This window comes from Phenylobacterium sp. (assembly GCF_046290725.1).
Taxonomy (GTDB): domain Bacteria; phylum Pseudomonadota; class Alphaproteobacteria; order Caulobacterales; family Caulobacteraceae; genus Phenylobacterium.
The window spans coordinates 996,405-1,021,874 of record NZ_JBKBUH010000001.1 but is presented as its reverse complement, the minus strand read 5'-3'; the positions used below and the strand labels follow the sequence as shown (position 1 = coordinate 1,021,874).

The 25,470-nt window shown below is 68.9% G+C and carries 25 protein-coding genes; 14 read left to right on the top strand and 11 right to left on the bottom strand.

Going from position 1 to position 25,470, the window contains the following annotated elements:
- Positions 1 to 192 precede the first annotated feature (192 nt).
- From hemE to ACK41C_RS05365, 5 genes are all read left to right on the top strand, one after another.
- Positions 193 to 1,224 carry a uroporphyrinogen decarboxylase gene (gene hemE / locus ACK41C_RS05385; RefSeq protein WP_409651239.1) on the top strand — a complete coding sequence of 344 codons (1,032 nt, stop codon included), beginning with the start codon at positions 193 to 195 and terminating at the stop codon, positions 1,222 to 1,224.
- Between the two features lie 82 nt (positions 1,225 to 1,306).
- The gene (gene hemH / locus ACK41C_RS05380) at positions 1,307 to 2,344 is read left to right on the top strand and encodes a ferrochelatase (RefSeq protein WP_409651237.1); all 1,038 of its coding nucleotides are present in this window, start codon (positions 1,307 to 1,309) and stop codon (positions 2,342 to 2,344) included.
- Entirely contained in the window at positions 2,341 to 2,802 is a 462-nt protein-coding gene (locus ACK41C_RS05375; RefSeq protein ID WP_409651235.1) for a CopD family protein, read from the top strand. The genes hemH and ACK41C_RS05375 overlap by 4 nt, the downstream gene beginning before the upstream one ends.
- A gap of 280 nt (positions 2,803 to 3,082) precedes the next feature.
- Positions 3,083 to 4,498, top strand: coding sequence for a transcription termination factor Rho (rho, locus tag ACK41C_RS05370; RefSeq protein ID WP_409651233.1), 1,416 nt, complete (start codon positions 3,083 to 3,085; stop codon positions 4,496 to 4,498).
- 119 nt (positions 4,499 to 4,617) lie between these two features.
- A complete protein-coding gene (locus ACK41C_RS05365; RefSeq protein WP_409651231.1) occupies positions 4,618 to 5,229 on the top strand; it encodes a glutathione S-transferase family protein in 612 nt (203 codons plus the stop codon).
- Positions 5,230 to 5,257: 28 nt separating this feature from the next.
- On the opposite strand, the gene ACK41C_RS05360 is transcribed toward ACK41C_RS05365, so the two are convergent.
- Both ACK41C_RS05360 and ACK41C_RS05355 read right to left on the bottom strand, forming a co-directional pair.
- Positions 5,258 to 6,229, bottom strand: coding sequence for a quinone oxidoreductase family protein (locus ACK41C_RS05360; RefSeq protein ID WP_409651229.1), 972 nt, complete (start codon positions 6,227 to 6,229; stop codon positions 5,258 to 5,260).
- Between the two features lie 8 nt (positions 6,230 to 6,237).
- Positions 6,238 to 6,933, bottom strand: coding sequence for a dienelactone hydrolase family protein (locus ACK41C_RS05355; protein ID WP_409651227.1), 696 nt, complete (start codon positions 6,931 to 6,933; stop codon positions 6,238 to 6,240).
- Positions 6,934 to 7,136: 203 nt separating this feature from the next.
- Between ACK41C_RS05355 and ACK41C_RS05350 the strand changes: the two genes are divergently transcribed.
- From ACK41C_RS05350 to ACK41C_RS05325, 6 genes are all read left to right on the top strand, one after another.
- The gene (locus ACK41C_RS05350; protein ID WP_409651225.1) at positions 7,137 to 7,388 is read left to right on the top strand and encodes a DUF6489 family protein; all 252 of its coding nucleotides are present in this window, start codon (positions 7,137 to 7,139) and stop codon (positions 7,386 to 7,388) included.
- Positions 7,385 to 8,722, top strand: a complete 1,338-nt coding sequence (gene mnmE / locus ACK41C_RS05345; RefSeq protein ID WP_409651223.1) for a tRNA uridine-5-carboxymethylaminomethyl(34) synthesis GTPase MnmE — start codon at positions 7,385 to 7,387, stop codon at positions 8,720 to 8,722. The genes ACK41C_RS05350 and mnmE overlap by 4 nt, the downstream gene beginning before the upstream one ends.
- 123 nt (positions 8,723 to 8,845) lie before the next feature.
- Positions 8,846 to 10,696 carry a tRNA uridine-5-carboxymethylaminomethyl(34) synthesis enzyme MnmG gene (gene mnmG, locus ACK41C_RS05340; protein WP_409651221.1) on the top strand — a complete coding sequence of 617 codons (1,851 nt, stop codon included), beginning with the start codon at positions 8,846 to 8,848 and terminating at the stop codon, positions 10,694 to 10,696.
- 28 nt (positions 10,697 to 10,724) lie between these two features.
- On the top strand, positions 10,725 to 11,348 hold the full coding sequence (gene rsmG, locus ACK41C_RS05335; protein ID WP_409651219.1) for a 16S rRNA (guanine(527)-N(7))-methyltransferase RsmG: 624 nt from the start codon (positions 10,725 to 10,727) through the stop codon (positions 11,346 to 11,348).
- Positions 11,332 to 12,144 carry a ParA family protein gene (locus ACK41C_RS05330; protein WP_409651217.1) on the top strand — a complete coding sequence of 271 codons (813 nt, stop codon included), beginning with the start codon at positions 11,332 to 11,334 and terminating at the stop codon, positions 12,142 to 12,144. Before rsmG ends, ACK41C_RS05330 begins: the two co-directional genes overlap by 17 nt.
- Positions 12,145 to 12,154: 10 nt before the next feature.
- Complete coding sequence (locus tag ACK41C_RS05325; protein WP_409651215.1) at positions 12,155 to 13,057, top strand: ParB/RepB/Spo0J family partition protein; 903 nt, start codon at positions 12,155 to 12,157, stop codon at positions 13,055 to 13,057.
- A gap of 261 nt (positions 13,058 to 13,318) precedes the next feature.
- Here the strand turns inward: ACK41C_RS05325 and holA are convergent, their stop codons facing one another.
- The 4 genes from holA to ACK41C_RS05305 all read right to left on the bottom strand — a co-directional run bounded on the left by holA (position 13,319) and on the right by ACK41C_RS05305 (position 18,087).
- Positions 13,319 to 14,371, bottom strand: coding sequence for a DNA polymerase III subunit delta (holA, locus tag ACK41C_RS05320; protein ID WP_409651213.1), 1,053 nt, complete (start codon positions 14,369 to 14,371; stop codon positions 13,319 to 13,321).
- Between the two features lie 24 nt (positions 14,372 to 14,395).
- Positions 14,396 to 14,893, bottom strand: coding sequence for an LPS assembly lipoprotein LptE (gene lptE / locus ACK41C_RS05315; RefSeq protein ID WP_409651211.1), 498 nt, complete (start codon positions 14,891 to 14,893; stop codon positions 14,396 to 14,398).
- A gap of 5 nt (positions 14,894 to 14,898) precedes the next feature.
- Positions 14,899 to 17,481, bottom strand: coding sequence for a leucine--tRNA ligase (gene leuS, locus ACK41C_RS05310; protein ID WP_409651209.1), 2,583 nt, complete (start codon positions 17,479 to 17,481; stop codon positions 14,899 to 14,901).
- Positions 17,482 to 17,598: 117 nt separating this feature from the next.
- Positions 17,599 to 18,087, bottom strand: a complete 489-nt coding sequence (locus tag ACK41C_RS05305) for a DUF3576 domain-containing protein (RefSeq protein WP_409651207.1) — start codon at positions 18,085 to 18,087, stop codon at positions 17,599 to 17,601.
- Between the two features lie 258 nt (positions 18,088 to 18,345).
- Between ACK41C_RS05305 and ACK41C_RS05300 the strand changes: the two genes are divergently transcribed.
- A complete protein-coding gene (locus ACK41C_RS05300; RefSeq protein WP_409651205.1) occupies positions 18,346 to 18,720 on the top strand; it encodes an NtrZ family periplasmic regulatory protein in 375 nt (124 codons plus the stop codon).
- Here the strand turns inward: ACK41C_RS05300 and ACK41C_RS05295 are convergent.
- Positions 18,710 to 19,258 (bottom strand): thiamine phosphate synthase, encoded by a 549-nt coding sequence (locus ACK41C_RS05295; RefSeq protein WP_409651203.1) that lies wholly within the window; start codon positions 19,256 to 19,258, stop codon positions 18,710 to 18,712. The genes ACK41C_RS05300 and ACK41C_RS05295 overlap by 11 nt on opposite strands.
- Before the next feature lie 58 nt (positions 19,259 to 19,316).
- Between ACK41C_RS05295 and ACK41C_RS05290 the strand changes: the two genes are divergently transcribed.
- Positions 19,317 to 19,970, top strand: a complete 654-nt coding sequence (locus tag ACK41C_RS05290; RefSeq protein ID WP_409651201.1) for a YggS family pyridoxal phosphate-dependent enzyme — start codon at positions 19,317 to 19,319, stop codon at positions 19,968 to 19,970.
- 89 nt (positions 19,971 to 20,059) lie between these two features.
- Here the strand turns inward: ACK41C_RS05290 and ACK41C_RS05285 are convergent, their stop codons facing one another.
- The gene (locus tag ACK41C_RS05285; RefSeq protein ID WP_409651200.1) at positions 20,060 to 20,566 is read right to left on the bottom strand and encodes a L,D-transpeptidase; all 507 of its coding nucleotides are present in this window, start codon (positions 20,564 to 20,566) and stop codon (positions 20,060 to 20,062) included.
- A 59-nt stretch (positions 20,567 to 20,625) separates the two neighbouring features.
- On the opposite strand from ACK41C_RS05285, the gene ACK41C_RS05280 reads away from it, so the two are divergent.
- Positions 20,626 to 21,312, top strand: coding sequence for a response regulator transcription factor (locus tag ACK41C_RS05280; protein WP_409651198.1), 687 nt, complete (start codon positions 20,626 to 20,628; stop codon positions 21,310 to 21,312).
- Here the strand turns inward: ACK41C_RS05280 and ACK41C_RS05275 are convergent.
- From ACK41C_RS05275 to ACK41C_RS05265, 3 genes are all read right to left on the bottom strand, one after another.
- Positions 21,309 to 22,115 carry an exodeoxyribonuclease III gene (locus ACK41C_RS05275; protein ID WP_409651196.1) on the bottom strand — a complete coding sequence of 269 codons (807 nt, stop codon included), beginning with the start codon at positions 22,113 to 22,115 and terminating at the stop codon, positions 21,309 to 21,311. The two genes, ACK41C_RS05280 and ACK41C_RS05275, sit on opposite strands and share 4 nt — an antisense overlap.
- Positions 22,116 to 22,325: 210 nt before the next feature.
- Positions 22,326 to 22,970, bottom strand: a complete 645-nt coding sequence (locus ACK41C_RS05270; protein ID WP_409651194.1) for a LolA family protein — start codon at positions 22,968 to 22,970, stop codon at positions 22,326 to 22,328.
- 95 nt (positions 22,971 to 23,065) lie between these two features.
- A complete protein-coding gene (locus tag ACK41C_RS05265; protein ID WP_409651192.1) occupies positions 23,066 to 25,207 on the bottom strand; it encodes an ATP-binding protein in 2,142 nt (713 codons plus the stop codon).
- Between the last annotated feature and the right edge of the window lie 263 nt (positions 25,208 to 25,470).

The following is a 25,470-nucleotide window of genomic DNA, read 5'->3' as shown; positions in this document are numbered from 1 at the left end:
TCGCGGCTGGAAAACCGCTTCGCGCCTGTGGGGAAAAGGGTTGGGAAGACGCCCGCCGACGGGGTTTTCCCCACATATCCACGGCCCTACCTCTTCCCCTGCATCCTTCTTTCTTAAGATCAGAAAAGATGAAGAGGGCTTTGGGGGCGGCTGGGCTTGAGCGTCCGGCGGGAAGCCGGTTTAAGGGCTTTCATGTCCAGTCCTTCTCGGCCGCGCCTGCTCGCGGCGCTCGCCGGCGAAACCCTCGATCGTCCGCCCGTATGGTTCATGCGCCAGGCCGGCCGGTCGCTCCCCGAGTACCGCGAGCTGCGCGCCCGGGCGAAAGACTTCATCGCATTCTGCCACAATCCGGAAATGGCGGCCGAGGCGACCCTGCAGCCCATGCGCCGGTTTCCGTTGGATGCGGCCATCGTCTTCGCCGACATCCTGCTGATCCCCCGGGCCCTCGGTCAGGAGGTCTGGTTCGAAGCGGGCGAGGGGCCGAGGCTGGGAGACCTGCCGCCCCTGGAAAGCCTCGCCGAACAGATCGAGGCCTCCACCGGCCGTCTGGCCGACATCGGCGAGACGCTGGCGAGAGTGCGCGCCGAGCTTGAGCCCGAGCGAGCCCTGATCGGTTTCGCCGGAGCGCCGTGGACGGTGGCCACCTACATGATCGAAGGCCGTGGCTCCGACCGGTCCGGAGCGCGCGCCTTCGCCTATGAGAACCCCGAGGCCCTGGACCGCCTGCTGGAGATCCTGGTGGAGTCCACGGCCCGCTACCTGGTCATGCAGGCGAGGTCCGGCGCCCAGGTGCTGAAGCTCTTCGAGAGCTGGGCGGAGGGCCTGGCCGAGGATGTCTTCCAGCGGATCGTGATCGAGCCCCATAAGGCGCTGGTCGAGAAGGTTCGCGCCGCGGGCGTAGAGGTTCCGATCATCGGCTTTCCGCGAGGGGCCGGCGCGTTGGTGGACTCCTACGCCGCCCAGGTTCCGGTCCAGGCGGTGGCCCTCGACACCCAGGCCAGCGCCGCCCAGGGCCGCCGCATCCAGGCGGGCGGCAAGGCGATCCAGGGGGCCCTGGACAATCTGCTGCTGCGCGTCGGCGGGCCGGCGCTCGATGCGCGGATCGATACGCTGATCGAGCAGTGGAACCAGGGACCTTACATCTTCAACCTCGGCCACGGCGTCATGCCCGATACGCCGATCGAACACATCGCCCGCGCCGTCCGCCGAGTGAAGGGGCTGTGATGGCTTGGTTCGCCGTATTCTTCCTCCCGGCCCAAGCGGGGGAGAGGGATGGAAAAGAGCGCCGCCTGCGTAGGCCCTTTTGATGAAACTCGCCGTCGTCCTCTTCAATCTCGGCGGGCCCGACGGGCCGGACTCCGTGCGGCCGTTCCTGGAGAACCTGTTCAGGGATCCGGCGATCATCGGCTTGCCGGGCGTGTTGCGCGTTCCGCTGGCCAAGCTGATCTCGACGCGTCGGGAGGAAACGGCCAAAGCCAATTACGCGATCATGGGCGGCGGCTCGCCTCTGCTGCCGGAGACGGAAAAACAGGCGCAGGCGCTGGAGGCGGCGCTTGCACAGGCGCAGCCGGAGATCACGGCCAAGGTCTTCATCGCCATGCGGTACTGGAAGCCGTTCGCCGACGAGACCGCCAGAGCCGTAGCCGCCTTCGCGCCGGACGAAATCGTGCTGTTGCCGCTCTATCCGCAGTTCTCCACCACGACCACGGCTTCGTCGCTGAGGGACTGGGCGCGGGCGTATCAGGGGCCTGGGCGGACCCGCACCGTCTGCTGCTACCCCACGGCCGATGGACTTGTCGAAGCCCACGCCAAGGTGATCCGCCGGACTTGGGAAGCGGCGGGCCGACCCCAGGGCCTACGGCTGCTGTTCTCGGCCCATGGCTTGCCGGAGAAGGTGATCCGCGCGGGCGATCCCTATCAGGCCCAGGTTGAAGCGACGGCGGCGGCGGTGTCCGCGCGCCTGCCGGAACTGCCGGACGTCCAGGTCTGCTACCAGAGCCGAGTGGGGCCGCTGAAATGGATCGGGCCGTCGACGGACGACGAGATCCGCCGAGCGGGCGCCGAGGGAAAGGGTGTGCTGATCAGCCCCATCGCCTTCGTCTCGGAACATGTCGAGACCCTGGTCGAGCTCGACCACGAATATGCGCATCTGGCGCGCGAGGCCGGCTGCGCCCCCTATCTGCGTGCGCCGACCCCCACGATCGAGCCGGACTTCATCGAGACGCTGGCCGGGACGGTGACGGGCGCGCTCGCCGGAAGCTCGACAATCGCGCCCTCCGGGCCTTGGCTATGCCCGGCGGAGTATGGAAAGTGCGCCTGCCGCAACCCGGGAGCCGCCGCATGAACACCTATGACCTCCTGCGAGGCGTCCACATCATCGCAGTGATCGCCTGGATGGCCGGGATGATGTACCTGCCGCGGCTCTTCGCCTACCACACCGAGACTGCGCCGGCGGGCAGCGAGTTCGACGGGCATTTCCTGGTCTGGGAGCGAAAGCTGCTCAAGATCATCATCAACCCCGCGATGAGCCTGACCTGGCTCTTGGGGGTCGGCCTCATCCTCTTCCACGTCTATGCCGTCGGGCAGGGCTGGGCGTTCCTGCTGCAGCCCTGGATGCTGGTGAAGCTGGCCGCTGTGATCTTCCTCTCGGGCTGGCACGGCTTTTTGAGCAAGTCCTACAAGCAATTCCTGGCGGGCGAGCGCCCGAAATCCGCGAAGTTCTGGCGGGCCACCAACGAACTGCCCTTCCTGGCCGCGGTGGTCGCCGTCCTGGCGGTCACCCTTCAATTCGGGCAGCGCTGATCCTATCTCTGGCGGGCGCGCCACAGCCTCTCCCCAAACGAGGTGGCTCCGCGGCGTCGCTTGACCCGGCGCGCGGCATGTGGTTCCGCTGATCCCACGCAGGGTCGGCTCGGCCGAAGCTGCGCCCCGCCTCTCTCCGTGCGTCGCGCGCCGTCACCGGCCGCAGCGGCCCGGCCCTCGAACAACATCGGCGTCCTTACGGATCGCCTGAAAGATTCAGAGTCTCCCCACGCCCGGAAACTGTCTCGGTTCCGGCGGGGCTCTCCCCAAGAGTAATCCCATGAACGAAGACAATCCGACCGAAACCCTCGACACCGAAGACGCCGCCCTGACGGCCGCCGCTTCGGACGAGGCCCCTGCCGACCTCGCGGCCGAGGACGGCGACGACGACGAGCCCTCCCAGGCCGCCCAGGCCATCGCCGCCATGGGGCTGACCTCCATGTCGCTCCAGGAGCTGAAGGACAAGGCGCCGTCCGACCTGCTCGCCTTCGCCGAGCAGCTGGAGATCGAGAACGCGAACTCCATGCGCAAGCAGGACATGATGTTCGCGATCCTGAAGACCCTGGCGGAGGAGGGGGTCGAGATCTCCGGCTCCGGCACCATGGAGGTGCTGCAGGACGGCTTCGGCTTCCTGCGCTCGCCGGAAGCCAACTATCTGCCCGGGCCCGACGACATCTATGTCAGCCCCTCCCAGATCCGGAAGTTCGGCCTGCGCACCGGTGATACGGTGGTCGGCGGCATCCGGGCTCCGCGCGAGGGCGAGCGCTATTTCGCCCTGGTCAAGGTCGACCAGATCAATTTCGAGCCGCCGGAGAACGTCCGGCACAAGGTCCACTTCGACAACCTGACGCCGCTCTATCCGGACCAGCGCCTGCGGATGGAGATCGACGACCCGACGCTGAAGGACCGTTCCGGCCGGGTCATCGACATCGTCGCGCCGCTCGGCAAGGGCCAGCGCTGCCTCATCACCGCCCCGCCGCGGGTCGGTAAGACGGTGATGCTGCAGAACATCGCCAAGTCGATCGCGGCCAATCATCCCGAGTGCTACCTGATCGTCCTGCTGATCGACGAGCGTCCGGAAGAAGTGACGGACATGCAGCGGACGGTGAAGGGCGAGGTGATCTCCTCCACCTTCGACGAGCCGGCCACCCGCCACGTCCAGGTGGCCGAGATGGTCATCGAGAAGGCCAAGCGCCTGGTCGAGCACAAGCGCGACGTCATCATCCTGCTGGATTCGGTGACCCGCCTGGGCCGCGCCTACAACACCGTGGTGCCGTCCTCCGGCAAGGTGCTGACCGGCGGCGTCGACGCCAACGCCCTGCAGCGGCCCAAGCGCTTCTTCGGCGCCGCCCGGAACATCGAGGAGGGCGGCTCGCTGACGATCATCGCCACGGCCCTGATCGACACCGGCAGCCGCATGGACGAGGTGATCTTCGAAGAGTTCAAGGGCACGGGGAACTCGGAAATCGTCCTGGACCGCAAGGTCGCCGACAAGCGCATCTTCCCCGCCATCGACGTGCTGAAGTCCGGCACCCGCAAGGAAGAGCTGATCACGCCCAAGGATCAGCTGCAGAAGACCTACATCCTGCGCCGGATCCTAAATCCGATGGGGGCTCAGGACGCTATCGAATTCCTGCTCGACAAGCTGCGGCAGGCCAAGAACAACGACGACTTCTTCCAGTCGATGAACACCTGAGGCGACGGGCTGCGGCCCGCCGAACCGATCTATCCGAACGCCCGGACACCGGAAGTGCACGGGCGTTCACTTTTTTCCGATCCTGTCCTAGGCTGCATCTCACAAGGTGGAGAGGCGGCATGATCGAAGTCTATCACTGGGGCCAGGCCCGGTCGCGGCGGGTAATGTGGACGCTGGAAGAGCTGGGCGTCCCGTACGAGGTGCGGCCGGTCCGCTTTCCGCCCCGCCTGCGCGATCCCGGTTATCTAGAGGTCAATCCGCTGGGGACCATCCCCACCTTTGTGGACGGGGATGTGCGGCTGACCGAAAGCCTGGCGATCTGCGAGTACCTGGCCAGGCGGTATGGCGGGGAGAGCCTGCTGGTCGCGCCCGACGAGCCGGACTACCCGGCCTACCTGCAGTTCCTGCACTACGGGGAATCGACTCTGGGCCACGGCATCGTGCCCATCGTGCGCTACTCCACCGGGCGTTCGGCGGAGACCTATGCCGAGGTCGCGGGCCACTTCCGCGAAACATTCTGCGAGCGCCTGGCGCCGGTGCGCGAGCGTCTGGCCGCAGGCCGGGCTTTCCTGGCGGCCGATCGCCTGACCCTTGCCGATATCTCGACGGCCTATGCGGTCAACATGACGCGCGTGCTCGGCATGACCGAACGACTGGCGCCGGAACTCGCCCGCTATCTGGACGAGATAGCCCGGCGGCCGGCCTTCCAGAGGGCCTATGCAGTGGCCTGAGGCCAGCGTTTCACGTGGAACGCCGCCCTCAGGGGATCAGAAGGCTGGCGCCGACCGTCTCGCGACCTTCGAGCGCTTCGTGCGCTCGACGGACGTCGGAGAGCGGGAAGGTCTGGCCGATGTCGATCCTCACCGCGCCCGAGGCGATCACCTCGAACAGGGCCGAAGCGCTGGCGTCCAGCTCCTCCGTTGTGGCCGCATAGTCGAAGAGGGTGGGCCGGGTGAAGAAGAGCGATCCCGCCCGCTGCAGCCGCGCCGGTTCGAAGGCCGGGACCGGGCCCGAGGCGTTGCCGTAGGAGACGAACAGCCCGCGCCGCGCCAGGCTGGCTAGGGTGCCTTCGAAAGTCGAGGCCCCGACGGAATCGTAGGCCACGGGCACGCCGGCGCCCCCGGTCAGACGACGGACTTCGGTGGCGACGTCCTGGTCGCCATAGAGGATGACGTGATCTGCGCCGAGCTCGCGCGCCCTTTGCGCCTTCGCCTCCGAACCGGCCGTGCCGATCACCGTGGCGCCCAGGTGCTTGGCCCACTGGACGAGGATCGAGCCGACGCCGCCGGCGGCCGCGTGGATCAAGACGGTTTCGCCGGCTTTCACCGGATAGCAGCGCCGCAGCAGGAACTCCGCCGTCATGCCCTTCAGCAGGGCCGCCGCGCCCTGCTCGGCCGAGACGCCAGCGGGCAGGCGTACCGCGCGCTCGGCGTTCACCACATGGCGCTCCGAATAGGCCCCGATCGGTCCCGAGGCGTAGGCGACGAGATCGCCGGCCGAGAACCGTGTCACGCCGTCGCCCACCGCCTCCACGACGCCGGCGGCTTCCATACCCAGGCCCGAAGGCAGCTTCACCGGATAGAGGCCGGAGCGGTGATAGGTGTCGATGAAATTGATCCCGACGGCCTGGTGACGAATGAGGATCTCACCCGCCTTGGGTTCGGGGGTCGGCAGGTCGACGAGCTGGAGCACCTCCGGCCCGCCGGTCGCCTCGATGCGGACGGCCTTCATCGCGCGGCTCAGGCCAGATGCTTGCGGAAGAAGGCGAGCGTCCGGCCGCCCGCCAGCTTGGCGTCGGCCTCATCGTAGTGCTCGCCGCCAACCCGCGCGAAGGCGTGGTCACGGCCCGGATAGGTGTGGATCTCGATCTGAGGATGGTTCTTCAGGGCGTTGAGGATCACCTCCTGGGCGGGCTTGGGCACGAACTGGTCCTCCTCGGCGATGTGCATGAGCAGGGGATTGGCCAGCTTGTCGGCCTCCACCGTGTGTTTCTCGATCCCCACGCCATAGTAGGAGACGCTGGCGTCGGCGTCGGTCCGGGCGGCGGTGAGGAAGGCCAGGAGGCCGCCGAGGCAGAAGCCGACGGCCCCGACCTTGCCGCTCGCCCCGTCGAGCTTGCGAACGTGCGCGATCGCCGCGGCGATATCCTTCACGCCGGCGTCCACGTCGAAGGCGTTGTAGAGCTCGAAAGCCTTCTTCCACTCGGCTTCGGACTGGTCGGTGATATCGACGCCGGGCTCGATGCGCCAGAAGAGGTCGGGACAGACGGCCAGGAAGCCCTCGGCGGCCAGGCCGTCGCAGATGTCGCGCATCACCTTGTTGACGCCGAAGATCTCCTGGATGACCACGACGGCCGGGCCGCCGCCCTTTTCAGGCCGCGCCAGATAGGCGCCGAACGCGCCGTCTTCGCCCTGGATGGTGATCTGCTCGCCCATCTTTCCGTCTCCCGTTTCACGTGAAGCTTGCCGCGCCTACTAGAGCATTTTCCGCCGAGGTGGAGGCCGGTTCGGCTAAGAAAATGCGCCGACTTCTAAAGTGTCTTGAGCGAAGTCCGATTCAAGTGGATCGGACTTCGCTCTGGCGTGAGGCCGGCGACACCCGCCATAACAATGTCGTCAGTCGGGATGGAGGATTGCACATGAAGATGACGGTCGAGATCGACTGCACCCCTCAGGAGGCCCGCACCTTTCTGGGCCTGCCCGACGTCACCGCCTTGAACGAAAAGCTCGTCGAGGAGATGCAGAAGCGGATGACCGCCAACATCAATATGCTTTCGCCCGAGGAGCTGATGAAGAACTGGGCGGCCTTCGGGGCGGGAGCCCAGGAGCAGTTCCGCCAACTGATGGCCGCCGCCGTCGACGTGGGCATGGGCGCCAGCCGCAACAAATGACCGACACCATCTTCGCCCCGGCCACCGCGGCGGGCCGCGCGGCGGTGGCGGTGGTGCGCCTGTCCGGATCGGATTCGGCCGGCGCGGTGCGCGCGCTGGCGGGCGCGCTTCCCCAGCCGCGGGTCGCTGCCCTACGCGCCTTGAAGGGCGCCGACGGGGCGCCGATCGACAAGGCCCTGGTGCTCTGGTTCCCCGGCCCGGCCAGCTATACGGGCGAGGATTGCGCCGAGCTGCACGTTCACGGCGGTTCGGCCGTGGTGTCGGCGGTGCTGGAGGCCCTTGCCGCCCAAGGCCTGCGGCTGGCCGAGCCGGGAGAGTTCACCCGCCGCGCCTTCGAGAACGGCAAGCTCGACCTGGCCCAGGCCGAGGGGGTGGCCGACCTGATCGAGGCGGAGACCGAGGCCCAGCGCCGCCAGGCCCTCGACCAGCTGGAGGGCGCGCTCGGCCAGGCCCAGCACCGGTGGCGCGAGGCTCTGGTGGAGGCCTTGGCCATGTTCGAAGCCGCCGTCGACTTCCCGGACGAGGAGGTGCCGGCCGACGTGGCGGCCCGCGCCCGCCCCGTCCTGGAGGCGCTCCTGGGCGAGCTGGAAAGCGCTATCGCCCACGTGAAACGCGCCGAGCAGGTGCGCGAAGGCTTCCGGATCGCGCTGATCGGCGCGCCCAACGCCGGAAAGAGCACCCTGCTGAACGCCCTGGCCCGGCGCGAGGCGGCCATCGTCACCGCCACCCCCGGGACGACCCGGGACATCATCGAGGTTCCTCTGCAGTTCGCCGGCTACAAGGCGGTGGTGGCCGATACCGCGGGCCTGCGCGAGACCGCAGACGAGATCGAGGCGGAGGGTGTTCGACGCGCCAAGGCCTGGGCCGCGGGCGCCGACATGCGGGTCTGGGTGGTGGACGGATCGGCGGAGGAGGGTGGGTTGCCGCCCGAAGCCCTTCATCCGCACGATCTCTGCCTGATCAACAAGACGGATCTTGCACCGGGCCCCAACACCGGGCGGGCCCTGGTGGAGGCCCGCGCCTCGGGGGTTGAGGTCCTGCGCCTGAGCGCCCGGGCGGCGGCCGACCTTGCGGCGGTGGAGGCGGCGCTGGCTCGCCGAGTGGTGGACGCCCTGGCCGGCGGCGAGTTGCCGACCGCCACGCGTCTGCGCCACCGCGAGCTGTTGGCGGAGGCGGCCGGCCGGGTGCGGAGCGCCCTGGGGTTTGAAGATCGGCTCGAACTGGCGGCCGAGGATGTTCGATTGGCCGCGCGCGCGCTCGACCGCATTACCGGGCGGATCGATCCCGAAGATGTTCTTGATCGCGTGTTTTCGAGCTTCTGCATCGGCAAGTAGGTGTTTCACGTGAAACACAGCCGGACGCGGCGCCAACCTTTCACGTGAAACCCGCGCCTCGATCCACTATATAGCCGGGCGCGCCCCCGCCTTGCCGGGGGCGTCTTGCATGGGATCGGAAGCTTGAGCGACTGGGACGTCATTGTGATCGGGGGCGGGCACGCCGGCTGCGAGGCCGCGGCGGCCGCAGCGCGGTTCGGCGCGCGCACCCTATTGCTGACCCATAAGCTCGAAACCATCGGCGAAATGAGCTGCAACCCCGCCATCGGCGGCCTCGGGAAGGGCCATCTGGTGCGCGAGATCGACGCTCTGGACGGCCTGATGGGCCGCTTGGCCGACGCCGCGGGCATCCAGTTCCGCCTGCTTAACCGCTCCAAAGGCGCGGCGGTGCGCGGGCCGCGGGCCCAGATCGACCGCAAGCTCTATCGTCAGGCCATGCAGGCCGAGCTCGCCGCCACACCCAACCTGGAGGTTCGCGCCGAGGCGGTGGAAGACCTCGTGGTTGAGAACGGCGTGGTGCGGGGCGTCGTCGGCGCCTCGGGCGTCGTCTATGGCGCCGGGCGCGTCGTGCTGACCACCGGCACCTTCCTGAAGGGCGTGATCCACCGGGGCGATGCGCGGATTCCAGCCGGTCGGGTGGGAGACGCCCCCGCCATCGGCCTCTCCGATCGGCTGTACGCCCTCGGGCTCTCCATGAGCCGGCTGAAGACCGGCACGCCGGCGCGGCTCGATGGGTCCACCATCGCCTGGGATCGGCTGGAGATGCAGTCGGCGGACGAGGTCCCGACGCCATTCTCCTTTCTGACGCCGGCGATCACCAATCCGCAGGTTCAGTGCGGCGTCACCTACACCACGGCCGAGACCCACCGGATCATCGCCGAGCGCCTGACGGAATCAGCAGTCTATGGCGGCCGCCTGACGGGGCGCGGGCCGCGCTACTGCCCGTCGATTGAGGACAAGGTGGTGCGTTTCGCCGACAAGGAGAGCCACCAGATCTTCCTTGAGCCGGAGGGCCTGGACGACGACACCGTCTATCCGAACGGCATATCCACTTCGGTCTCGGAAGAGACCCAGGACCTGTTCCTGCGCACCATTCCCGGCCTCGAGCAGGTGCGGGTGAAACGCTACGGCTACGCCATCGAATACGACTATGTCGATCCGCGGGAGCTCTATCCCACGCTCGAGGTGAAGCGGCTGCCGGGGCTTTATCTCGCCGGCCAGATCAATGGCACGACGGGCTATGAGGAGGCCGGAGCCCAAGGCCTGGTGGCCGGCCTGAACGCCGCCCGCGCCGCAGCCGGCCAGGACGGCGCGGTCTTCGGGCGGGACGAAGCCTATATCGGGGTTCTGATCGACGATCTCGTCACCCGCGGCGTCACCGAGCCCTATCGCATGTTCACCAGCCGGGCCGAGTTCCGCCTGAGCCTTCGGGCGGACAATGCGGACCAGCGCCTGACCGATCGCGGGCTCGCCCTGGGCGTGGTCGGTGTTTCACGTGAAACGGCCTGGCGCGCCAAGGCCGACGCCCTGGCTGCGGCTCGGGCTCGCGCGCGGGAGTTGACCCTGACGCCGTCCGCCGCCGCCAAGGCCGGGCTGCCGGTCAAGGCCGACGGGGTGGTGCGCGACCTCGGCCAGCTGCTTGCCTATCCCAGCATCGGGTTCGACGAGCTGGCGCAGATCTGGCCGGAAATCTCCGAGTGGCCGGCGGCGGTGCGGGAGCAGATCGAAATCGACGCCTCCTATGCCGGCTATCTGGACCGCCAGGCGGCCGACGCCGCCGCCTTCCGGCGCGACGAGGACCTGCGGCTGCCGTCCAGTCTCGACTACTCCAAAGTCGGCGGCCTCTCCAACGAGGTGCGCGAGAAGCTGGCCGCCGTGCGGCCTCTGACCCTGGGACAGGCCGCCCGCATCGAAGGTGTCACACCCGGCGCGCTCACCGCGCTTTTGGCCCATGTCCGCCGTCACGCAGCCTGATCCCGCGCCTCTGTCCCCGGTGGTGGACATGGCCGACGCGGCGGATTTCGCGGCCGTCACCGGCGCCACGCCCGAGCAGTTGGCCGACTTGGAGCGCTACCGGTCATACCTGGTCGACTGGAACCAGCGCATGAACCTGGTGGGGCCGGCGACGCTCGAGGTCTTCTGGTCCCGCCACGCCTGGGACTCCGCCCAACTACTTGAACTGGCGCCCGAGGCGCGGACCTGGGCGGACCTCGGCACGGGCGCAGGATTGCCCGGCATCGTGTTGGCGACGCTCGGAAAAAGGCGTCCAGGTTTCCACGTGCATCTGGTGGACAGCCTGACCAAGAGGTGCCGCTTCCTGAACGAGGTGGTGCAGGCGCTGGAGCTGCCGGCCACGGTTCACAATTCTCGTGCGGAAGACTTGTCCCTGTCTGTGGATATCGTCACCGCCCGGGCTTGCGCGCCACTCGCGCGCCTGTTGGGGTACGCGCGGCCCTACCTGCAGAAGGGGGCGGTGGGTCTGTTCCTCAAGGGTCAAGATGTTGCGTCGGAGCTTTCCGAAGCAGCAAGATCTTGGGACTTCGAGGCCGATATCCTGCCGAGTCGCAGCGATGTGCGGGGCCGGATCGTACGTGTGAGGAGGCTCGGCCGTGGCCGCAAAGTCTGAGCGAAAGCTGCGGGTGCTGGTGGTCGCCAACCAGAAGGGCGGGGTGGGCAAGACCACCACGGCCATCAATCTCGGCACCGCGCTCGCCGCCGTCGGCGAGAAGGTTCTCCTGATCGATTCCGACCCGCAGGGCAACGCCTCCACCGGCCTCGGCATCGGCCGGGCCCAACGCAAGACCACGCTCTACGACGTGCTGATGGGCGAACGGGGGATCGAGGCGGCCGTCGTCCACACCGAGTTGCCGGGCCTCGACCTGGTGCCAGCCGACCCCGACCTTTCGGGCGTGGAGCTGGAGCTGGGCCAGCAGGCGCGTCGCTCTTTCAAGCTGCGCGACGCCATAGAGCCCGTGCGGGCGTCGGGCGCCTATACCTACATCCTGATCGACTGCCCCCCCTCGCTGAACCTGCTGACCGTCAACGCCATGGCGGCCGCCGACGCGGTGCTGGTGCCCCTGCAATGCGAGTTCTTCGCCCTGGAAGGCCTGACCCAACTGATGCGCACGGTCGACCTGGTGCGGGGCAGCCTCAATCCGGCGCTGGAGATCCAGGGTGTGGTGCTGACCATGTACGACCGGCGCAACAGCCTGTCGGAACAGGTGGCCCGTGACGTGCGCGGCCACTTTGGCGAGACCGTCTACAACACGGTCATACCGCGCAATGTGCGGGTGTCGGAGGCGCCGTCCTTCGGCAAGCCGGCCCTGGTCTACGATCTGAAGTGCGCGGGCAGCCAGGCCTATCTGAAGCTGGCGCGCGAAGTGGTGACGCGCGAGCGCGACCGACGCGCCCGGGCGGCGTAAAGGAGCGACCATGGCCGAGAAACGCGGACTGGGCCGGGGGCTTTCGGCGCTCCTGGGCGATGTGGACGAGACGGCGACCCTGACCGCCGGCACGCCGGAAGCCGCCGCGGCGGGCGTGCGCGAGATCCCGATCGAGCTGATCCACCGCAACGAACGCCAGCCGCGCTGGGTGTTTTCGCCCGAGGAACTGGAGGAGCTGACCGCCTCGATCCGCGAGAAGGGCGTGCTGCAGCCGATCCTGGTGCGGCCTTCGCCCCGCACCGGCGGCGAGTTCGAGATCGTGGCCGGCGAACGCCGCTGGCGAGCCAGCCAGAAGGCGGGCCTCAAGGCCATGCCCGCCCTGGTGCGCGAGCTGGACGACCTGCAGGTGCTCGAGGTCGCGGTCATCGAGAACGTGCAGCGGGCGAACCTGTCGCCGATCGAAGAGGCCGCCGCCTATCGCGAGCTGATGGACCGCTTCGGCCGAACCCAGGAGGAGGTGGCCGACATCGTCGGCAAGAGCCGCAGCCACGTGGCCAACACCCTGCGGCTGATGAACCTCCCCGAGCCGGTGCGCGAGCATGTTCTGGAGGGGCGGTTGAGCGCCGGCCACGCCAGAGCGATCCTGACGGCGGAGAATCCCGAGCAGCTGGCCGAGCAGATCATCGCCCGCGGGCTTTCGGTGCGCGACGCCGAGCGGCTGGGACGCGAAGCGGGGCAGGTCGCGCGGGGCAAACCGCCGGCCCGACGGGCGGCGACGAAGGACACCGACACCCAGGCGCTGGAGAACGACCTCTCCGAAATGCTGGGCCTGGACGTCGAGGTGCTGGACCGGGGCGGCGCCGGCGAGCTGCGCATCAAGTACGCCACCCTGGAGCAGCTGGACGAGCTCTGCCGGCGGCTGACCACGCGGAGCGCCGCGGCGCTGTCCTGAGGTCTCGAACGCCGCTATTTGGCGCCCTAAAAACCCTAGTAAAAACAACGCCTCGCGGGACAAATTCGATTTCTCGCGCACCAGCCGTACCGGAGGCCGGGCACGGCGCGGGCTATGCGCCACAGACGCGATTTTATTTGCGGTCAAAATCGCCCTCAGTGGCCTTCGGCGACAGCTCCCCCAGAGGGGGGAGCGCCGAGTCTGGGTAGGTCCCCCTCTTGGGGGGAGGTGGCGGCCGGGCGACGCCCGGACGACGGAGGGTTACAGCCCCAGTCGCCGTGCGCGGCCGGCGATGGTGAGCGCCAGGCGCTCGGCGATCAGGTGGTCGGGAGCCCCGGCGGTCTTGCAGGCGCGGTCGGCGGCCAGCACGTCGGGCTGCAGGCGGTCGAGCTCTTCCAGGCTCCAGGCCCGGACCTGGCGCAAGAACTCCCGCTCCTGTTTCCAGAAGACGCCGGAGGCCTTGGCCGCCTCCTGAGCGCCTGCGCCGTTGCGCATCAGGGTCAAGGTTCGCCGCAGGCGGCCGAGATAGGCTCCGATCGCCCGCACGGCGGCCGGGCCGGCTTCGCCCTCGGCGCGGGCGCGGCGCAGGGCGGCCTGGGCCTCGGCCAGACGCCCGCCGAAGGCGTCGGCGGCGGCGTCGGAGAGCGAGGCTTCGGGCTCGACGCCGAGAAAATCCTCCAGGTCGGCGGCGGAGGCCGTGCGACCGCTGCCTGGCCCGAGATAGAGGGCCAGCCGCTCGATCTCCTGGCGGGCGACCCCGCGCTCGCGCGGCAGGCGGGAGACGAAAAGCTGCAGGGCCGGCGCGTCGAGGGCGACGCCGTCGGAGGCGAGGGTTTCGCGCACCAGTCGGGCGACGTCGCCGGGCTCATCTTCGTAGCAGGGGATGGCGGCGGCGTTCTCGGCCTTCTCGGCGGCCTTGCGCAGCGCGGAGTCACGGCCAAGGTTTCCGGCCTCGACGATGAACACCGCATCCGGGTTCAGCCGGCCCTCGGCGTGCGCCGTCAGGGCCTCGGCGGCCTGGCGGTCGAGGCTGGCCTTCTCCACCGAGAGCTTCAGCCGCACGAGGCGCCGGCCGCCCATCAGCGATTGGGCGGCGAGCTCGCCCTCCAGCCGGCCGCCGTCGGAATCGAGATCACCGTCGGTCAGAAGCGCCACGTCGAAGGGATCGTCCGGCCGCTCCACCGACTTGGCCGCAAGCGCATTGGCCCGATCCCGCACGACGCCCATGTCGCGGCCATAGATCAGGATCGCCCGGACCTTCGGATCGGGCTTGGCGAGGAACCGCTCGATGTCGGGGCGTTTGGAGAGGATCAATGACAACCCCGCCCCTTGGCTAGGTCACGACCGGTCCTGGGTCGCCAGCCAGGCGGCGAGCTCCAGTTCGATGCGGCGGGCGGCTTCGGCGGCGGCGCGATCCTGCGCGTCCTGCTGGGCGGCGATGGAGGCGTAGGGCTGGTCGGCGGAGTCGTAGGTCACCTCCACCCGCGCCTGGCCGGTCTTCACCGCCGCCCCGGAGGCGACGGAGGTCAAGGTGTAGGCCGCGGTCAGTACATATTCGTAGCGTGTGGCCACGGCGTCGACGCGCACGCCGCGGGGGTAGCGCGTCTCGAAGAGCTGCAGCTCCATCCGGTAAAGCGGCTCGGTCCCCTTGGCCCGCCCCAGCGCATCGTCCAGATGCTCGCGGATCAGGTGTCCGGCTCGCCCCTCCGGCGCCGTCACCTGCACGCCGGCCAGTTGGCGAGTCACGCCGGGCGAGGCGTAGAGGGGCGTGAAGCCGCAGCCGCCCAGGACGAGCGCGCCGGCCAGGACGGCGGCGGAGACGAAGCTGCGGTTCATGATCTTCACCCGGCCACGATGTTGACGATGCGGTCCTTCACCACGATGACCTTGCGGATCGTCAGGCCCTCAAGGCGCCGCGCGATCTCCGGATCGTCAAGCACGATCTTCTCCACATCGGCCGGTTCGGCTCCCGCCGGGGCGGAAATCTCCCCGCGGCGCTTGCCGTTGACCTGCACGGGCAGGATCTTGACCGTGTCCTGGGTGAGGGCGGGATCGAACTCCGGCCAGGGCGCGTGCACCGCCAGACCTTCGCCGCCGATCCGCGCCCAGGCCTCTTCGGCCAGGTGCGGCGTGAAGGGGGCGATCAGGCGCGCGAAGGCCGAGAGCGCCTCGTGGCGCGCGGACAGCACCGCGGGGCTCGCGCCCTCTGCCGGGAACTCCTTGAGCTTGTTGAGGAATTCGTACATCCGCGCGATGCCGGAATTGAACCGGAAGGTCTCCACCGCCTCGGTCACCGCCTTGATGGTGCGATGGGTGAAGGCGCGCAGCTCCTCGGCCTTCGGATCGCCCATGGCGGCCGCCGGAACGTCCGCCGGCTGGCTGTCGAACTCGTTCCAGACCCGGTTGACGAAGCGCCAGGCGCCCTCGACGCCGGCGGCCGACCACTGGGTGTCGCGCTCGGGCGGCGAGTCGGAAAGGACGAACAGGCGCGCGGCGTCGACCCCGTAGACGTCGAAGATCTCCTCCGGCGCCACGGTGTTGCGCTTGGACTTCGACATCTTTTCGACGTCGCCGATGACCACCGGCTCGCCGGTTTCGAGCAGCACGGCCCGTCGCGTGTTCCCCTCGGCGCGGATCTCCACCTCCTTGGGCTCGATCCAGTCGCCGGACTGACGCCGATAGGTTTCGTGGGTCACCATGCCCTGGGTGAACAGGCCGGCGAAGGGCTCCTTCACCGACAGCATGCCCTCGTCCGACAGCGCGCGGGTGACGAAGCGGGCGTAGAGCAGGTGCAGCACCGCGTGCTCGATGCCGCCCACATACTGGTCCACCGGCAGCCAGTAATCGGCGGCGGCCTTGTCGACCGGCTCGTCGGCGTTCGGATTGGCGAAGCGCGCGAAGTACCAGGAGGAGTCCACGAAGGTGTCCAGGGTGTCGGTCTCGCGCGTCGCCGGCCCGCCGCAGTCGGGGCAGGTGGTGTGCTTCCAGGTGGGATGGCGCGCCAGGGCGTTGCCGGGTTTCGAGAAATCCAGGTCTTGCGGCAGCTCGACGGGCAGGGCGCTCTTGGGCAGGGGAACGACCCCGCACCTGTCGCAATGGACCACCGGAATCGGACAGCCCCAGCCCCGCTGGCGCGCCACGCCCCAGTCGCGCAGGCGATAGACGGTGGCGCCTTCGCCCTGGCCCTGAGCCTCCACCTTGGCGATCGCCGCACCCTTGGCAGCCTCGATGTCCAGGCCGTCCAGGAACGCCGAGTTGAAGATGGTCCCGGGTCCTACATAGGCCTCGTCGGCCACCTGGAAGGTGGCCGGATCCTCGCCCGGCGGCAGCACCACGGGCTTCACCGGCAGCTTGTATTTCCTCGCGAAATCCAGGTCGCGCTGGTCGTGCGCCGGGCAGCCGAAGATGGCGCCGGTGCCGTAGTCCATCAGGATGAAGTTCGCGATCCAGACCGGCAGCTTCCAATCGGGATCGAAGGGATGGGCCACCGTCAGGCCGGTGTCGAAGCCGATCTTCTCGGCGGTCTCGATCTCGGCCTCCGAGGCGCCGCCCTTGCGACATTCGGCGATGAAGGCGGCGACCTTCGGATCCGCAGCCAACTGCTCGGCCAGCGGATGATCCGGCGCGATCCCTAAGAAGCTCGCGCCGTACAGGGTGTCCGGCCGGGTGGTGTAGACCTCGATTCCGTCCTCGAAGCCGGCCGAGGCATCGCCGGCGAACTTCCAGGTCAGCCGGCAGCCCTTCGAGCGGCCGATCCAGTTCTCCTGCATGGTCCGGACCTTGTCCGGCCAGCGCTCCAGGGTCTCCAGACCCTCGATCAGCTGGTCGGCATAGTCGGTGATGCGCAGGAACCACTGGTTCAGCTTGCGCTTCTCCACCACCGCGCCCGAACGCCAGCCGCGGCCGTCCACCACCTGTTCATTGGCGAGCACGGTCTGGTCGACCGGATCCCAGTTGACGGTGCTCTCGCGGCGATAGACTAGGCCGCGCTTCAGCAGGTCCAGGAACCAGTCCTGCTGCTTGCCGTAGTATTCGACGTCGCAGGTGGCGAACTCGCGCGACCAGTCGATCGACAGGCCGAGCTGCTTCAGCTCGCCGCGCATCCGGTCGATGTTGTCGTAGGTCCAGCCGCGGGGGTCGACGCCGCGCTCCATCGCCGCGTTCTCGGCCGGGAGGCCGAAAGCGTCCCACCCCATCGGATGCAGCACGTTGAAACCCCGGGCGCGCTTGTAGCGCGCCACCACGTCCCCCAGGGCGTAGTTGCGCACATGGCCCATGTGCAGGCGCCCCGAGGGATAGGGGAACATCTCCAGCACGTAGTACTTGGGAACGTCGGGCGCCGGCGGAGCGGGCTTGAACGCCTGCGCCGACTCCCAGGCCTTGCGCCACTTCGGCTCGGTTTCTTTCGGATTGTAGCGGGCCATGGACGGGCGCTTTCGGAAGATCGGTTGAGGAGGCCTGGCCGCGTCTTTGAGAAGCGCCGGCCCGGCGGGGCAGGCGCATCTAGGGTTCGGCTCCTCAATGCGCCCGTTGCGGAGGCGTCAGCCCCGGATGTTCGACAGCCGAAGCTGCCGCGCCCTGGTAAGGATCGCGTTTTCCAGGTCGATCTCAGTCTGGCCGGCGGCCGGCTGGTCGACCCAGTTCCCGGCGCCGTCGCGAATCTGCTTGTGCACGGCCACGTTCAGGCCGTCGGCGCGCAGGCGCGAATCCAGGATGTAGACGGTGCACTTGAAGCGCTCGTTCGGCTGCTCCGGATTGGTGTACCAGTCGGTGATGATCACCCCGCCATAGGGATCGGCCGAGACCAGCGGCATGAAGGCCAGCGTATCCAGGCTGGCGCGCCACAGATAGCCGTTGACGCCGATTGCGGGCGCCTGGGCCGAGGCTGCGCGCGAACCGCCGCCGCCGAACAGGCGGAACCCGCCGGATTCCCGGCTTCCGCCGCTCGAGCAAGCCGCCAGCGCCGAGAGGCTGAGGATCAGCACTCCGGTCGTCGCGCCACGCCACAACTCACCGCGCACAAACGGCATATATCGCTCCCAGTCGTAGATCCGCGTCGGTTCCGCGCCGCGGCGCCGCCCCCCGAGCCGCAGCCGTGTATAACAACGCTGCGACGAGCGCCAAACAGGAATCGCGTGGCCGAGTCGCCACAGGGGGCGAAGGAACTGCCTCTGGCGCGGGCGTCCGCCCTCCGGAGCTGTTGACCTAGATCATTGCAGGACTTTAATCGACCCGACGGTCGCGCTCGAATGTGGCGGGGCCGGGGCTAAGGGGCCATATAGGCGGCGATGTTCAAGCGTCTGGTCATTTCAGCGATCGGTGCGGCGCTCCTTGCGAGCGGCGCGTCGGCCGCCCATGCCCAGACCGGCAAGGCCGCCGACTTCACCGTGCGCAGCGAAACCTCGGCGAATTCCCAAGGGGGCAAGTCGCTGAAGTGGGATACGCGCAAGGGGCGCTGGGGGGTCTCGCTCAACGTCGATCAGCGGACCGAGCGGGACATGCAGTGGAACGACGTCCAGGCGGGGGCCTATTTCCGCGTCACGCCGAGCCTGCAGGTCGGCGGCGCGGTCGCCCTCGGCGAAAAGGACGGTCCGCCCTACAAGAAGGCCGAGCCGCAGGAGAGCGCCCCGCGCGTGCGCCTCGAGACGAACTTCAAGTTCTAAAGGCCGCCACGGCCGCCAGTCCGACCAGGCCCGTCCGCAGCAGCTGGCGGGCGTTTTCATGTCCGATGCCCCCCAAGCCGTAGACGGGGCCGCCTGTGGTCCGCACGAGACGGGCGAGGCGCAACGGGCCGATGGGCGGGCCGGCCGACGGGCTCTTCGACGGAAACACAGCGGAGACGACGGCCGCATCGGCGCCTGCCGCCAGGGCTATGCGGGCCGCACGGGGGCTGTGGGCCGCGGCGGTCACCAGGAATCCTCGGCGTTTCAGGGGCTTGGCGAGGCGCGCCAGGCGTTCGGGCAGGTGAACGCCGTGGGCGCGGACGCGCGCGGCCAGCTCCGCATCGGCCCCGATCAGCAGCAGCAGGCCTCGCTCGCGCGCGATCCGGGCCAGTTCCTGGGCGGTCGCCGCCGCCTCCGGCGCCCCGAAGGCGCGATAGACCAGGCCGGTTCCCCGCGGCAGACGCCGCGCCAGGGCGGTCGGATCCGGCGTCCGCACGGGGTCGGTGAAGGCCAGCAGGGCGGGCAGGGGCTTCCGCAACCCCGCCCGGGCGCTTAAGGCTGCCGCCGTCCGCCCCATGGTCCAGAAGCTTGCCGAAATGTCCGATTCTCCCGCCGCCTACGCCGACGTCCTGGCGCGGATCGCCCGCGCCGCCAAGGCCTGCGGCCGCGACCCGGCGGATGTGAGCCTGACCGCCGTCTCCAAGCAACAGTCGTGGGAGAAGGTCGCACCCGTTCTGGCCGCCGGCCAGAAGGTGTTCGGCGAAAACCGGGTGCAGGAGGCCATGGCCCGTTGGTCCGAGCGCCGCGCCGAGGTGGAGCTGCACCTGATCGGACCTTTGCAGACCAACAAGGCCCGCGAAGCCGTGGCCTTCTTCGACGTGATCGAAAGCCTCGACCGGGAAAAGCTGGCCGCCGCCCTAGCCGCCGAGATCGCCCGCCAGGGCCGGGCGCCGCGCCTCTATGTGCAGGTGAACACCGGCGAGGAGCCGCAGAAGGCCGGCATCGCGCCGCAGGAGGCGGACGCCTTCATCGCCGCCTGCAGGGAGGCCTACGGCCTCGCCATCGAGGGCCTGATGTGCATTCCGCCGGCTGAGGAACCCGCTGGGCCGCACTTCGCCCTGCTGGCCAAGATCGCGGCGCGCAACGGGCTTTCAAAGCTCTCCATGGGGATGAGCGACGATTTCGAGACCGCCATCGCCTTCGGCTCCACCAGCGTCCGCGTGGGCTCGGCCCTGTTCGGGGCGCGCTGAGCCCTAGAGCGCGTTCCGCAAAAGTGGAACCCGGATTTGCGCTCAGTACGCGCTCAAACCCTTGAATCTAGAGCAGGAGTTAACGCGCTCTAGGCCCGAACCACCGCCACGGCGTCGCCATGCTTGGCCATGGCCAGCAGCGAAATCATGTCCTCCCGCGAAAGCGCGATGCAGCCCTCGGTGGGGGCGTAGTCCGGCTTGGCGAGGTGCAGGAAGATGCAGGAGCCGAGCCCCGGGACCGGCGGATCGTCGTTGTGCGCCAGCACGCCGACCAGGTCGTAGAGCTCGTCCTCGCGCCACATGGCCTCGGCCCGCGCCGGATGGGGCAGTTTGACCGGGCGGTTGTAGGCGGGGTCGTCAGGGTCGTCGCACCAGCCGTCGTCACGCTCCAGCGCCTTGGTGGGCAGGCCGGTGTCGGGCCGACCGCCCTTGTCAGGGCGGAACAGGATGCGCCGGATCGTCCAGGTCCCCAGCGGGGTGCAGCCGTCGCCCTCGCGCTTGTCCTCGGCCGCGATCACCCCGCCCCGGCCCAGCGCGCAGCGGGTGATCCGGCCGGCCAGGTCGAAGCGGCCGTCTGACATCGCCGTGAAGATCATGCGCCCGGGTTTCCTCCGATGGTTGGCGAACAGGGCCGACACGGTGCATGTTCCCGTCTATGGCTCAACGCAAGACCCTGCTCGTCGTCGACGACAACGAAGACCTGCGCGGCGCGATCGCCGAACAGCTTCAGCTCCAGGAAGAATTCCAGGCCATCGAGGCCGCCACCGCGGCCGAGGGGGTGCTGGCGGCGGTGGACCGCCCCCCCGACCTGATCCTGCTGGACGTAGACCTGCCCGACATGAACGGCCGCGAGGCCTGCCGCCAGATGCGCCAACGCGGCGTCGCGGCCCCGATCATCATGCTGACGGCGGCCGACACCGATGAGGACACCATCAAGGGCTTGGAGGCCGGGGCCAACGATTATGTCACCAAGCCCTTCAAGTTCCAGGTCCTGCTCGCCCGCATCCGGGCCCAGCTGCGCAGCGCCGAACAGTCCGAGGGCGCGGTCTTCCACCTGGGGGGCTATGAGTTCCGCCCCTCGGCCAAGCTCCTGATCGACGCCAACCAGAAGAAGATCCGGCTGACCGAGAAGGAAACCAACATCCTGAAGTACCTCTACCGGGCCGGGGAGAAGGCGGTGAGCCGCGAAGAGCTGCTGGCCGAGGTCTGGGGCTATAACGCCGGCGTCACCACCCATACGCTGGAGACTCACGTCTATCGCCTGCGCCAGAAGATCGAGCCGGACCCCTCCAACGCTCGCTTGCTGATCACGGAGGCGGGCGGCTACCGCCTGGCGCCTTAGAGGCCCAGATCCGCGGTAACGGGGGCGTGGTCGCTGGGGCGCGTCCAGGCGCGGACGTCGTCGTGGACGCGGGCGGCGGCGGAGCCCTGCCGGAAGGCCGCCTCGCGCAGGCCGGGGCTCACCCAGATGTGGTCGAGACGCAGGCCGCGGTTCGAGGCGCGGAAGTCGGCGGCGCGGTAGCTCCACCAGGAGAACAGCTTCTGCGGCTCCGGCGTCGCTTCGCGCGGCAGGTCGATGAAGCCCAGGCTCGCCTTCAGCGCCTCCATGGCGGCCACTTCGACGGGCGTGTGGCTGACGATCCTCGACATCTGCTTGTGGCTCCAGACGTCGAACTCGCCGGGCGCCACATTGAGGTCGCCCACGATCGCCAGGGGGGCCTTCGGGTCGCGGCGCGCCATCTCAGCCGTCAGCTTCTCGAAGAAGTCGAGCTTGTGGTCGAACTTGGGGTTGAGCGCGCGATCCGGCACGTCGCCCCCAGCCGGCACGTAGAAGTTCTGGATCTCGATCCCCGCCACCTTGGCCGAGACGCAGCGGGCGTGGCCCTCGCGGCAGACGGCGAGGGTCGGCGCGCCCTCCAGCGGCAGGCGTGAGGCGATGGCCACGCCGTGCCAGCCCTTCTGGCCCGAGATCCGGATATGCGGCAGGCCGAGATCCTCGAAGACCTGACGGGGGAATTCCCCCTCCTGGCACTTGATCTCCTGCATGCAGAGCACGTCGGGCGCCTGTTCGTCGACGAATCGGGCGACCTGTTCGGCCCGAAGCCGGACGGAGTTCACGTTCCAGGTGCAAAGGCGAAGGCGCATGGGCGGTGTTTAAGCTTCGATCGGACGAAAAGAAACGCCCGGACGCCAGAGCGTCCGGGCGTGAAGTCTGTCTCTCATGCCGCCGCCGGGAGGGGATAGGTTCCGGCACGGATCAGGCCCGCGATCGCGCGAACCTCATGTTGTATAAATGGCGCTTGATGAAGGAATTATCAAGGCCGATATCGCAACGTCTTGCGCGTTGCGAAATTATCACACCTTGCCGCGACCCACGTTCTTCGGCCGCGGGTCCTTCAGGACGAAGAGCGAGGCCGCCAGGCCGGAGGTGGGGGCGAACCCGCTGAGCTGCACCCGGGTGGACTGCCCCTGCGCGTCGGTCACCGTCCAGCCGGTCAGGGCCAGCGGCCGGTCGGCGAAGGTCATGGTGATCTGGCCTTCGGCTTCGCGCCGCCCATCGCGGGCCACGATCGAGAAGCCGTCGGCATGCCGGGCGACCCGGCTGATCACCACCCCGCGATCCAGCCGAATCTGGCGGGCGAGAAACAGCGAAAGCGGCGTCGCCTGCAGCGGATAGCTCTCGAAGGTTTTCAGCCGTGAATCGGCGATGGAGACCAGCGCGCCGTCGGACACCACCAGCAGGCCGGATGGCGGCTCGTAGTCGAAGCGCGCCTTGCCCGGGCGCTTCAAATAGAATTGACCGCGGCTGACGGCGCCGCGGGGATCGGTTTGGACGAAGCGGCCCTTGGCCTCGTTCAGGCCCTGCAGATAGGCCGCGGCGCGGTCCACCAGCGCCTTGTCGGCCGCTGACAGCGCGGGCGCCCCCGCCCGCTGGGCGAACGCCGGCAGCGGCAGGGCGGCGAGACCGAACGCAAGGGCGCGACGGGTCAGGCGGGACATGGAACCTCCATATAGCGGGCGCGGAGCCTAGACCGGCGGGGCGCCATCAATAGGGCGCCGGAACGGCGAAAGCGCGCGTTCCGTTCCGCGCGGGGTCAGGCGCTGCGCCGCGCCTCCTCCGCCGGAACGTCGCGATTGCGGCCGGCCCAATGGGCGATGACCTCCAGGAGGCTGCGCGGGTCGATCGGCTTGCCCAGGTGATCGTCCATACCGGCCTGGCGGCAGGTCTCCACCTGGTCGGAAAGCACGTTGGCGGTCATGGCGACGATCGGTACGGCGCGAGCCGCAGGATCGGGGAGGCTGCGGATCAGCCGCGTGGCGGTGAGGCCGTCCATCACCGGCATCTGCACGTCCATGAGCACCAGGTCGAAGTGGGCGCGGGTCACCGCGGCGACGGCCTCCTCGCCGTTCTCCGCGGTCTCGATCTCGAGGCTGAAGGGGGCGAGCAGGGTGGCGATCAGCTCGCGGTTCACCGCCACGTCCTCCGCCAGGAGCAGCCGCATGGGTCTGGCGAAGTCGACCTGCGATTCGGGCTCGGGCGTCGGCGAGGGAAGCTCGTCCGTGACCGGAAGGTCGAGCTCGAACCAGAAGGTGGAGCCTTCGCCCGGTTTGGAGCCGGCGCCGATCCGCCCGCCCATGAGCTCGACGGTGCGTTTGCAGATCGCCAGGCCCAGGCCCGTGCCGCCGTAGCGACGTGAAACCGTGGCGTCGGCCTGGGTGAAGCGGTCGAACAGGTGCTCGATCTGGTCTTCGCGCAGGCCGATGCCGGTGTCGGCGACCTCCATGCGCAGGCGCGCCCGTTGGCCGGAGAGGGGCGACTGCCGGACCGTCAGGGTCACGCCGCCGCGCTCGGTGAATTTCAGGGCGTTGGAGAGGAAGTTCAGCAGCACCTGGCGGATCCGGGCGGCGTCGCCCAGCAAGGGCGCGATCTCGCCCTCCGCCCGCACGGCGAGGGAGAGGCCCCGGGCCTCCGCCTGGCCGGCGAGGAGCGCGCCGAGCGCCTGGGCGGGCTCGAGGGGGTCGAAGGGGCGGGCCTCCACCTCCACCTGGCCGGATTCCAGGCGAGAGAAGTCCAGCACGTCGTTGACCAGCTCCAGCAGGCTGCGGCTGGCTTCGTCGATCAGGTGGGCGTGGCGGGAATCCTGCGGAGTGAGGTTGGGGGAGTCCTTGAGGATGCCGGAAAAGCCGATGATGGCGTTGAGCGGCGTGCGCAGCTCGTGGGTCATGTTGGCGAGGAAGTCGGACTTGGCCGCCGCAGCGGCCTCCGCCCGGCGGCGCGCCTCCACGAGCTCGGTCTCCAGCGCCTTGCGTGCGTCGATCACGCGGGAGACCGAGACCACCTTGGCCTCCGGATCGGCCGCGCTGGGCGGCACGATGTCGAAGGTGGTCTCCACCCAGATGGTCCGGCCGTCCTTATGCTGCACCCGATACTGATGGGTGGCCTGTCCGCCGGTCTCCGCCAGTCGGGCGAGTTCGGCCGGCAGCCAGGTTTTGTCGTCGGGATGGAGATAGGTGTAGAGGCCGCTGCGATAGAGCTCCTCGGTCGTGTAGCCCATCGCCGCCTCGATCGAAGGCGAGAGATAGAGCCGCCGGCCGTCCACGCTGGAAAGCGAGATCACGTCGGTGATGTGGTCGGCCAGCATCCGGTACTGGGTCTCGGAGGCCTGCAGCCGGGCCTGGGCCTGGTCGAAGTGCTTGCGGGCCCGCATCATCCGCGCCACCCCGTCGGCCGCGAACAGCAGGCTGACCGAAAGCAGCGCCAGGATCGGCAGGCGCGTTTCCCCCAGCGGGCCGGGCTCCCAGGCGAGATAGGCCGCCAGCGCCAGGCTGGGCAGGGCGCCGCCGATCACCAGGCCGGCTCGGGAGACATAGGCGAAGGTCTGGGCGAAGAAGATCACCGAGAGCCATATCGCCGTCCCGGCGACGGCTCCGCCGGGCGAACCCTGGGCCCAGAGCAGGGCTCCGAACGCCATCCAGCCGCCGGCGACAAGGAAGAGGGTCACGGCGTAGCTGGCGCGGGCGGCCGGCCCGACGGTCTCGCCCCGCGCCTGGCGGCGGGTGGTGGAATAGGCCCAGAGCTCGGCCAGCGACATGGCCGCCAGCCAGCCGGTGCAGATCCAGCTGGGCAGCAGCGCGGTGGCGATGATTGCGGAGAGGCAGGTGACGATGAAGCGCAGGGGCGCGCCCTGGTGCGCGACCGCCGCGAGCTCGTCGAGCCCTTCGTCGAGTATTTTCAAGGCCGGCCCCCTCCCGCGCCGCGACCTTAGGCCGCCGCCCGTTGCGATCACGTTACCGGACCATCGTTGTCCCAAAGCAGGATTTTCAGCGCGGCTGGGTCTTGGCCGAGGATCGCCGTGCGCCGGTCAAGTGGGCCGGAGTGGGAACCCCCGCGCGGTTGAAGCAATGGCGTGAGAGTGAGTCGCTGATCGCAGGATGATACCGGTGTCAATACTTGCTGACCTTTGGTCAAGCTTGTGCGCCCTCCCAATCAAACCTAATC

Coding starts and splice junctions, on each gene's coding strand:
- ACK41C_RS05305 (WP_409651207.1), bottom strand. CDS start 18,087: ATGCCGTTTGTGCGCGGTGAGTTGTGGCGTGGCGCGACGACCGGAGTG.
- ACK41C_RS05280 (WP_409651198.1), top strand. CDS start 20,626: ATGGCTCAACGCAAGACCCTGCTCGTCGTCGACGACAACGAAGACCTG.
- ACK41C_RS05285 (WP_409651200.1), bottom strand. CDS start 20,566: ATGATCTTCACGGCGATGTCAGACGGCCGCTTCGACCTGGCCGGCCGG.
- ACK41C_RS05360 (WP_409651229.1), bottom strand. CDS start 6,229: ATGAAGGCCGTCCGCATCGAGGCGACCGGCGGGCCGGAGGTGCTCCAG.
- ACK41C_RS05350 (WP_409651225.1), top strand. CDS start 7,137: ATGAAGATGACGGTCGAGATCGACTGCACCCCTCAGGAGGCCCGCACC.
- ACK41C_RS05270 (WP_409651194.1), bottom strand. CDS start 22,970: ATGTCCCGCCTGACCCGTCGCGCCCTTGCGTTCGGTCTCGCCGCCCTG.
- ACK41C_RS05325 (WP_409651215.1), top strand. CDS start 12,155: ATGGCCGAGAAACGCGGACTGGGCCGGGGGCTTTCGGCGCTCCTGGGC.
- ACK41C_RS05275 (WP_409651196.1), bottom strand. CDS start 22,115: ATGCGCCTTCGCCTTTGCACCTGGAACGTGAACTCCGTCCGGCTTCGG.
- lptE (WP_409651211.1), bottom strand. CDS start 14,893: ATGAACCGCAGCTTCGTCTCCGCCGCCGTCCTGGCCGGCGCGCTCGTC.
- ACK41C_RS05375 (WP_409651235.1), top strand. CDS start 2,341: ATGAACACCTATGACCTCCTGCGAGGCGTCCACATCATCGCAGTGATC.
- ACK41C_RS05355 (WP_409651227.1), bottom strand. CDS start 6,933: ATGGGCGAGCAGATCACCATCCAGGGCGAAGACGGCGCGTTCGGCGCC.
- rsmG (WP_409651219.1), top strand. CDS start 10,725: ATGGCCGACGCGGCGGATTTCGCGGCCGTCACCGGCGCCACGCCCGAG.
- ACK41C_RS05365 (WP_409651231.1), top strand. CDS start 4,618: ATGATCGAAGTCTATCACTGGGGCCAGGCCCGGTCGCGGCGGGTAATG.
- hemH (WP_409651237.1), top strand. CDS start 1,307: ATGAAACTCGCCGTCGTCCTCTTCAATCTCGGCGGGCCCGACGGGCCG.
- mnmE (WP_409651223.1), top strand. CDS start 7,385: ATGACCGACACCATCTTCGCCCCGGCCACCGCGGCGGGCCGCGCGGCG.
- ACK41C_RS05300 (WP_409651205.1), top strand. CDS start 18,346: ATGTTCAAGCGTCTGGTCATTTCAGCGATCGGTGCGGCGCTCCTTGCG.
- rho (WP_409651233.1), top strand. CDS start 3,083: ATGAACGAAGACAATCCGACCGAAACCCTCGACACCGAAGACGCCGCC.
- leuS (WP_409651209.1), bottom strand. CDS start 17,481: ATGGCCCGCTACAATCCGAAAGAAACCGAGCCGAAGTGGCGCAAGGCC.
- hemE (WP_409651239.1), top strand. CDS start 193: ATGTCCAGTCCTTCTCGGCCGCGCCTGCTCGCGGCGCTCGCCGGCGAA.
- ACK41C_RS05290 (WP_409651201.1), top strand. CDS start 19,317: ATGTCCGATTCTCCCGCCGCCTACGCCGACGTCCTGGCGCGGATCGCC.